This is a genomic window from Pseudomonas sp. SDO5522_S412 (assembly GCF_054071215.1).
The window spans coordinates 1-7,700 of the sequence record NZ_JBSVWQ010000257.1 but is presented as its reverse complement, the minus strand read 5'-3'; the positions used below and the strand labels follow the sequence as shown (position 1 = coordinate 7,700).

8 protein-coding genes are annotated in these 7,700 nt (G+C 63.5%); 7 read left to right on the top strand and 1 reads right to left on the bottom strand.

All coding sequences use genetic code 11. From position 1 onward, the window contains the following. Positions 1–86: 86 nt before the first annotated feature. A complete protein-coding gene (locus tag ACW9I6_RS28715; protein WP_177045919.1) occupies positions 87–917 on the bottom strand; it encodes an IclR family transcriptional regulator in 831 nt (276 codons plus the stop codon). 241 nt (positions 918–1,158) lie between these two features. Between ACW9I6_RS28715 and ACW9I6_RS28710 the strand changes: the two genes are divergently transcribed. The 7 genes from ACW9I6_RS28710 to ACW9I6_RS28680 are packed head-to-tail and all read left to right on the top strand — an operon-like array spanning position 1,159 to position 7,607. Next, entirely contained in the window at positions 1,159–2,187 is a 1,029-nt protein-coding gene (locus tag ACW9I6_RS28710; protein WP_003218271.1) for an ABC transporter ATP-binding protein, read from the top strand. After that, positions 2,184–3,029 (top strand): ABC transporter permease, encoded by an 846-nt coding sequence (locus ACW9I6_RS28705; RefSeq protein WP_003218273.1) that lies wholly within the window; start codon positions 2,184–2,186, stop codon positions 3,027–3,029. The genes ACW9I6_RS28710 and ACW9I6_RS28705 overlap by 4 nt, the downstream gene beginning before the upstream one ends. Positions 3,030–3,033: 4 nt before the next feature. Beyond that, positions 3,034–3,828: an ABC transporter permease gene (locus tag ACW9I6_RS28700; protein WP_003218275.1), complete on the top strand. Its 795-nt coding sequence runs from the start codon at positions 3,034–3,036 to the stop codon at positions 3,826–3,828. Next, positions 3,828–4,118, top strand: a complete 291-nt coding sequence (locus tag ACW9I6_RS28695) for a (2Fe-2S)-binding protein (RefSeq protein WP_003218277.1) — start codon at positions 3,828–3,830, stop codon at positions 4,116–4,118. The genes ACW9I6_RS28700 and ACW9I6_RS28695 overlap by 1 nt, the downstream gene beginning before the upstream one ends. Next, entirely contained in the window at positions 4,115–5,458 is a 1,344-nt protein-coding gene (locus ACW9I6_RS28690) for an FAD-dependent oxidoreductase (RefSeq protein WP_457340104.1), read from the top strand. Before ACW9I6_RS28695 ends, ACW9I6_RS28690 begins: the two co-directional genes overlap by 4 nt. Continuing rightward, positions 5,455–6,558, top strand: a complete 1,104-nt coding sequence (locus ACW9I6_RS28685) for an NAD(P)/FAD-dependent oxidoreductase (RefSeq protein WP_008430551.1) — start codon at positions 5,455–5,457, stop codon at positions 6,556–6,558. Before ACW9I6_RS28690 ends, ACW9I6_RS28685 begins: the two co-directional genes overlap by 4 nt. A 17-nt stretch (positions 6,559–6,575) precedes the next feature. After that, positions 6,576–7,607, top strand: coding sequence for an ABC transporter substrate-binding protein (locus ACW9I6_RS28680; RefSeq protein ID WP_003218283.1), 1,032 nt, complete (start codon positions 6,576–6,578; stop codon positions 7,605–7,607). The last annotated feature ends 93 nt before the right edge of the window (positions 7,608–7,700 follow it).

Sequence of the window (7,700 nt, the reverse complement as noted above, 5' to 3'; positions counted from 1 at the left end):
GTGTCAGTCACCAAATTTTTTACTGATACACCGCATTCGCGAGCAAGCCCGCTCCCACATTTGATCTGTGTCGTTACTGGTATTACCTACCCACCGAAGATCTGCGAAGGCCGGCGCAACGTCGGGTCAAACGGATTGATCCTCGGCCCGATCGCCGCCGCCTCGCGCTTCAACAACTCCACCACCGTCGGCAACCGCCCCGGCCCCAGCCGGTCGCTGATAGTCGCCACACTCAACGCCGCCACCGCATGCCCATTGCGATCCAGGATCGGCACCGCCAACCCGGCCATGCCTTCCAGCACCCCGGTATTGCGCGCCGCATACCCCAACCGCCGCACACTCTCCACCTCCGAACGCAAAAACACCTCGTCGTACAGGTGAAAATCCTTGAGCCGCGGCAAGTTGTAGCGGATCACCGTCTCGCGCTCTTCCTCCGGCAAAAACGCCAAAATCGCCAGGCTGCCCTGCCCCACGCCCAGCGCAACGCGGCCGCCGATATCACCGGTAAAGGTACGGATCGGATACGGCCCCTCACTGCGGTCCAGGCAGATCGCATCAAACCCGCTGCGCGCCAGCAGGAACAATGAATCCCCCAACGACGCACTGAGGCGCAACATGCTCGGCCGCACCAGGTCCCGCAGGTTGCCGGTGTTGCCCGCATTCGCCGCCAGGGCAAAGAACTCCAGGCTCAGCCGATAGCGCTTGCTGCGCGCATCCTGCTCCACCATGCCCTCGTCCATCAGGCTGCGCAGCAATCGGTGGGTGGTGGGTTGCGACAGCCCCACCTGCTGCGCCAGTTGCGTCACCCGTTCACCACCGTCCGGCGCCGCGCCGAGGATGCGCAGTAATGCAAACAACCGGGAGACGCCACCGGCGCCGACTTCCTTGACACTTTCATTCCGCTCAGTGGAATCCATAAGCCGATATCTCACACTAAATTCTGGTCAGTGAATGAAACTGAAAAAAGTACTCTATCCAGTGAAATTCTATCTTCCGCCATCCTAGTCTTTCGCCCTAATCTGCGTCCACAGGGGCGAAATGAACAACTAACGGCAGCCGACTCAAGATCGAGCGCCAACGCACCCGCAACACCCTTTTCGCATCTGCCCAAAACAAAAAAGCGCGTTTCGACGCGACTCAAAAAGGTGGAACGCAGACATGGCTTTTCTCCAACTCAACGCCTTGAGCAAACGCTACGGCGCCGTCGACGCGGTGGTCGCCACTGATCTTGCGGTGGAAAAAGGCGAATTCGTGTCCCTGCTTGGCCCCTCGGGCTGCGGCAAGACCACCACCTTGCAAATGATCGCCGGCTTCGTCGACGTCACCGGTGGCCAGATCGTCCTCGACGGTCGCGACATCACCCATGCCAAACCCGCCAGCCGCGGCCTCGGCGTGGTGTTCCAGAGCTATGCGCTGTTCCCCCACATGAGCGTGCGCGACAACGTCGCCTTCGGCCTGAAGATGCGCAAGGTGCCTGCCACTGAGATCGCAAGCAGAGTCAAGACTGTGCTGGAACTGGTGCGCCTGGCGCCACACGCCGAGCGCTACCCGCGGGAACTGTCCGGCGGCCAGCGCCAGCGCGTGGCCCTGGCCCGCGCCCTGGTGATCGAGCCGCCGGTGTTGCTGCTGGACGAGCCCCTCTCCAACCTCGACGCCAACCTGCGCGAAGAGATGCAGTTCGAGATCCGTCGCATCCAGTGTGAAGTCGGGATCACCACCCTGATGGTCACCCACGACCAGGCCGAGGCGCTGTCCATCAGCGACCGGGTAGTAGTGATGCAGGCCGGGCGCGTGACGCAGATCGACGCGCCGTACAAACTCTATGAACACCCGCGCACACGCTTTATCTCGGATTTTGTCGGCAAGGCCAACCTGCTGGCGGGCGACTTCGATCAACTCGGCGCGCCGCAAGTGCGCTTCGAGCCGGGCAACGGCGAACTGACCCTGAGCCTGCGCCCGGAAAAGATCGACCTGGTGGCGGCCGGCAACGGCCGGCTGCAAGGCAGGATCCTCGACAGCTACTTCTTCGGCAGCCAATGGCTGTACCGCATCAAGACCCAGATCGGCGAGCTGACCGTGGTCCGCCGCAATGACGGCAGCGCGCCATTGGCTTGCGGCGCTGCAGTGGGCCTGGACTGGGAGTCGAACCTGTTGCGGGTGCTGGCCGCGGATGAGGTGCGCGCATGAGCCGTGGCTACCTGTTGTCGTTGCCGGCGCTGGTGTTGTTTTTCGGGCTGCTGATCCTGCCCCTGGGCCTGACACTGGTGCTGTCGTTCAACGTGTTCGACTATCAGGTAGGGGTGAAGGCCGATGAGTGGACCTTCGCCCACTACCTGTCGCTGTTCAGCGATTCGTACTTCTACGAGATCTTCTGGCGCACCTTCTGGATCAGTGCCCTGGTGACCTTGCTCTGCGTGGTGATCGGCGTGCCCGAGGCCTACATCCTCAGCCGCATGGGCACGCCATGGCGCTCGATCTTCCTGATCCTGATCCTCACCCCGCTGCTGATTTCGGTGGTGGTGCGGGCCTTCGGCTGGAGCCTGCTGCTGGGTGCCGATGGCCTGGTGAACCAGGTGATCCAGGCCCTGGGCGGCAAGCCGGTGAAGCTGCTGTACACCTCGTTCGCCGTGATCATCGCACTGGTGCACGTGATGCTGCCGTTCATGATCATCCCGGTGTGGACCTCCCTGCAGAAGCTCGACCCGTCGGCGGAACAGGCGGCGCTGTCCCTGGGTGCCAGCCAGGCCACGGTGATGCGCAAGATCGTGTTGCCGCAGGTGATGCCCGGCGTGCTGTCCGGCACCCTGATCGTGTTCGGCCTGGCTGCCAGCTCCTTCGCGATCCCCGGCCTGCTGGGCGGACGCCGCCTGAAGATGGTCGCCACGGTGGTCTACGACCAATACCTCTCGGAACTCAACTGGCCCATGGGCGCGACCATCGCGGTGGTGTTGCTGTTGGTCAACTTGCTGATCATGCTGAGCTGGAACCGCATGGTCGAAGGCCGCTACAAAAAGTCCCTGGGAGTATAAGACGATGTCCAGAAACGGTCCTTTGGCCCTGGGCTTTCACGGCCTGGTGGTGCTGTTCATGATGGCGCCGCTGGTGGTGGTGTGCCTGGTGGCCTTCACCCCGGAAAACACCTTGAGCCTGCCCACTTCGGGCTTCTCCCTGCGCTGGTTTCATGCGGTGTTCGAGCGCGCGGACTTTATCCAGGCGTTCTACAACAGCCTGGTCCTGGCGTTCGTTGCCGCCACCCTGGCGACGTTGATCGCGGTACCGGCGGCGCTGGCAATCAGTCGCTACCAGTTCCCCGGCCGTAACTTCTTCAGTGCGCTGTTCCTCTCGCCGATCATCATCCCGCACCTGGTGCTGGGGGTGGCGATGCTGCGGCTGTTCGCAATGATGGGCGTCAACGGCAGCTTCACCTGGTTGATGCTGGCCCACGTGGTGATCATCACGCCTTACGTATTGCGCCTGGTATTGGCGGCCGCCATCGGCATTGACCGCAGCGCCGAGCAGGCTGCCGAATCCCTCGGCGCCAGCCGCTTCACCCTGTTTCGCCAGATCACCTTGCCGATGATTCTGCCCGGCGTGGCCGGCGGCTGGTTGCTGGCGTTCATCAACAGTTTCGATGAAGTGACCCTGTCGATCTTTGTCAGCTCGCCGGCCACCCAGACCTTGCCGGTGCGCATGTACGTGTACGCCACCGAATCCATCGACCCGATGATGGCGGCCGTGTCGGCGCTGGTGATCGGGTTGACGGCGGCGGCCATGATTCTGCTGGACCGGGTCTACGGCCTGGATCGCGTGTTGGTAGGGAAACATTGATGGCACTGTTCAAACGACTGGCGGAAACCGAGCGGCCCAGCCTGGCGTTCACCCTCGATGGGCAGCCTGCCACGGGCCTGCTCGGGGACACCTTGCTGACTGCCGTACTGACCTGCGCCGAGCACCTGCGGGGCAGTGATTTCAGCGCCGAACGCCGCGCCGGTTTCTGCCTGATGGGAGCTTGCCAGGATTGCTGGGTACGGCTGGAGGATGGTCGGCGAGTGCGCGCCTGTTCGACCTTGCTGGAAGACGGCCAGGCGATTCGCCGTGATCCGGGGCGCCAGGCATGAAGAGCGTGGTGATAGTGGGCGCAGGCCCGGCGGGCATTACCGCAGCCCGGACCTTGCTGGACCATGGCGTAACCCCGGTGTTGGTGGACGAGAGCCTGCGCGGTGGCGGCCAGATCTATCGGCGCCAGCCGGCGAACTTCCAGCGCTCGGCCAAGCAGCTGTATGGGTTTGAAGCGGGCAAGGCGACAGCGCTGCATCGCACCATGGATGAGCTGGCCACCCGGATCGACTACCGGCCGGAAACCCTGGTGTGGAATGCGGAAAATGGCCGCCTGGACATGCTCAACAACGGCCACGCCGAAAGCATCGAATACGCGCAGATCATCGTCGCCACGGGCGCCACCGACCGCATCCTGCCCGTGCCGGGCTGGACGCTGCCCGGTGTGTACAGCCTGGGCGCGGCGCAAATCGCGCTGAAGTATCAAGGCTGCGCCATCGGTGAGCGCGTGGCGTTCTGCGGCAGCGGGCCGTTGCTGTACCTGGTGGCGTATCAGTACGCCAAGGCCGGGGCCAAGGTGATCGCGGTGCTCGACAGTGCGCCGTTCAGCGCCCAGTGCCGCGCCCTGCCGGCATTGCTCGGCCAGCCGGCGACCCTGGCCAAGGGTTTGTACTACCGCGCCTGGCTCACGGCCCACGGCATCCCGGTGCATCAAGGGGCAACGTTGTCGCACATCAACGGCGAGCAACGAGTGACGGGCATCCACTGGGACCAGCAGGAAATCGCCTGTGATGCCGTGGCCTTCGCCCATGCCCTGCGCAGCGAGACCCAACTGGCGGATTTACTTGGGTGTGAATTTGCCTGGAATGCATTGAACCGCGCCTGGTTGCCCCAGCGAGATGCGGCCGGGCGTAGCAGTGTCGCGGGGGTGTATCTGGCTGGCGACGGTGCAGGAATCATGGGCGCCGATGCGGCGCAAATGGCCGGCGAGCGAGCGGCATTGGCCTTGCTCGAAGACAGCGGTGTTGCCATCGACCACCGTCGCGGGCCCGTGCTGGAACAACAACTGGCAGGTATCCAGCGCTTTCGCCACGGCCTGGAAACCGCCTTCCCCTTCCCGGAAAACTGGGCCGCTGAAGCTCCGGACGAACTGATCCTGTGCCGCTGTGAAGAAGTCAGCGTCGGCGAAGTACGCGCGGTGGTGGACGAAGGCCACTGGGAAGTGAACCGGGTCAAGGCCCATTGCCGGGTTGGCATGGGCCGCTGCCAGGGCCGGATGTGCGGGCTGGCGGCGGCGGAAATCGTTGCCCAGCGCAGTGGCCGCGAGATTGAAAACGTTGGCCGCCTGCGTGGCCAGGCACCGATCAAACCCTTGCCGTTTGGCGTGGAGGTGCAGCCATGATCGACAGTGAAGTGATCGTGTTGGGTGGCGGGATTGTCGGGGCCTCGGCGGCTTTGATGCTGGCGCAGAAAGGTCGCCGCGTGGTGCTGCTGGAGCGGGACTTTTGTGGCTCGCACTCCAGTGGTGTGAACTATGGCGGCGTGCGGCGCCAGGGGCGGCCATTGCACCAACTGCCGCTATCGCAACGTGCCCATGAGCTATGGTCCGACTTGCCGGGGCTGATTGGCATTGACGGCGAATACGTGCGCTCCGGGCATTTGAAACTGGCCCGCAGTCATGACGATCTGGCGGCTCTGCAGGCTTACGCCGACGCTACACGCGGCTTTGGCCTGGGCCTGCAAATGCTCGACCACGCTCAACTGCGCGCCCGGTTCCCGTGGGTGGGTGATGTGGCAGTCGGCGCGTCGTTATGCCCTGAAGACGGCCACGCCAATCCGCGCCTGGTCTCCCCCGCCTTTGCCCGCGCAGCGCAACGCCACGGTGCTCGGGTGATGGAGCAAACCGAAGTCACCCATCTTGAACATGACGGCCAGCGGTTTCAGTTGCGCTGTGCCAATGGGCTGCAGCTGCAAGCCCCCTGGCTGCTGAACTGCGCCGGCGCCTGGGCCGGCACCGTGGCCGCGCATTTTGGCGAGCCGGTGCCGATGACCTCGGCGCACCCGGCGATGCTGGTGACCGAGCCGTTGCCGGTGGTGATGGACGTGAGCACCGGGGTGGAAGGCGGCGGGATTTATGCGCGGCAAGTCGCCCGGGGCAATTGCATCCTCGGTGGCGGGCGCGGCTTTGCCCTGGGCCCGCAACAAGCCCGCCCGGGGCAAGCGGCGGTGCTGGAGATTCTGCGCAATGCCGGCGAGTTGTACCCGTTCCTCAAGGGTGCCCAGGCGATCCGTACCTGGAGCGGCACCGAAGGTTATCTGCCCGACCACGAACCGGTGATCGGCGACAGCAGCACCCAACCCGGCCTGCTCCACGGTTTCGGCTTTGCCGGCGCCGGGTTCCAGCTCGGCCCTGCGGTCGGTGAAGCCCTGGCAGAGATCGTCTGCACGGGGGCCAGCCGGCAGCCCATCGAAGCATTTTCCATCCGTCGTTTCCAAGCCTGAGAGGAAGATTCATGCACATGATCAAACGTACTGCGCTGTCTTGCCTGTCCCTCGCCCTGTTGAGCACGGCGGCCCACGCCGCACCGACGCTGTACCTGGGCATGAACGGCGGGACCATGGAACGGGTCTACGCCGACAAGGTGCTGCCCGCGTTCGAAAAGGCCAACAACGTCAAGGTGGTGATCGTGCCGGGCACCTCGTCGGACATCCTGGCCAAGGTGCAGGCCAACAAGGACAACCCGCAGATGCACGTGATGTTCCTCGACGACGGCATCATGTACCGCGCGATTTCCATGGGGTTGTGCGAGAAGCTCACGCCCAACCCGACCCTGGATCAGATTCCGGCCAAGGCGAAGATCAAGGAAGAAGCGGTTGCGGTGACGCTCGGGGTGACCGGGTTGGGTTACAACGCCAAGATGTTCAAGGAAAAGGGCTGGGCGCCGCCGACGTCGTGGATGGACCTGGCCGACCCGCGCTTCAAGGACAAGGTGGTGTTCCAGTCGTTGGCCTCGTCCACATTTGGGTTGCACGGGTTCCTCATGTTCAACCGGATTCAGGGGGGCAGCGAGACCAACGTGGAGCCGGGGTTCAAGGCCTGGCCGAAAACCGTCGGGCCCAACGTGCTGGAATATATCGCCAGCTCGGCGAAGATTTCCGAGATGGTGCAGACGGATGAGGCGGCGATCTTTCCGCTGACGCCGACGCAGGTGACCACGCAACAGTTGTTGGGTGTGCCGATGGAGTATGCGCAGCCGAAAGAAGGCGCGGTGGTGTTGAACGTGGCGGAGTGTGTGATTGCGCGGAATGACCAGCCGGAGTTGGCGCAAAAACTGGCGCAGTTCTTGTTGACCGCAGAGGCTCAGGCGCCGGCTTTGGAACTGGGGGATCAGATTCCTTCGAATCCTACGACGCCGACCACGGATAAGACTCGGGCTCGGGTGGAGGCAATGAACAGTTATTTGCAGACGGCGATTTCGATTGACTGGGATCAGGTGAACCAGGCACGGCCCGAGTGGAATGCGCGGTGGAGTCGGTCGATTGAGCGGTAGGCTTTGGGGGTGAATATCCGTTATTTGGGTGATGGCTTAAATGGGTTCCGCTCTTACAGCGGCTCACTTTTGAAAAGCGCAAAAGTAAGCAAA

What these genes read in the sequence shown, in the direction of transcription:
- ACW9I6_RS28715 (WP_177045919.1), bottom strand. Translation starts at nt 917, where the DNA reads ATGGATTCCACTGAGCGGAATGAAAGTGTCAAGGAAGTCGGCGCCGGT.
- ACW9I6_RS28710 (WP_003218271.1), top strand. Translation starts at nt 1,159, where the DNA reads ATGGCTTTTCTCCAACTCAACGCCTTGAGCAAACGCTACGGCGCCGTC.
- ACW9I6_RS28705 (WP_003218273.1), top strand. Translation starts at nt 2,184, where the DNA reads ATGAGCCGTGGCTACCTGTTGTCGTTGCCGGCGCTGGTGTTGTTTTTC.
- ACW9I6_RS28700 (WP_003218275.1), top strand. Translation starts at nt 3,034, where the DNA reads ATGTCCAGAAACGGTCCTTTGGCCCTGGGCTTTCACGGCCTGGTGGTG.
- ACW9I6_RS28695 (WP_003218277.1), top strand. Translation starts at nt 3,828, where the DNA reads ATGGCACTGTTCAAACGACTGGCGGAAACCGAGCGGCCCAGCCTGGCG.
- ACW9I6_RS28690 (WP_457340104.1), top strand. Translation starts at nt 4,115, where the DNA reads ATGAAGAGCGTGGTGATAGTGGGCGCAGGCCCGGCGGGCATTACCGCA.
- ACW9I6_RS28685 (WP_008430551.1), top strand. Translation starts at nt 5,455, where the DNA reads ATGATCGACAGTGAAGTGATCGTGTTGGGTGGCGGGATTGTCGGGGCC.
- ACW9I6_RS28680 (WP_003218283.1), top strand. Translation starts at nt 6,576, where the DNA reads ATGATCAAACGTACTGCGCTGTCTTGCCTGTCCCTCGCCCTGTTGAGC.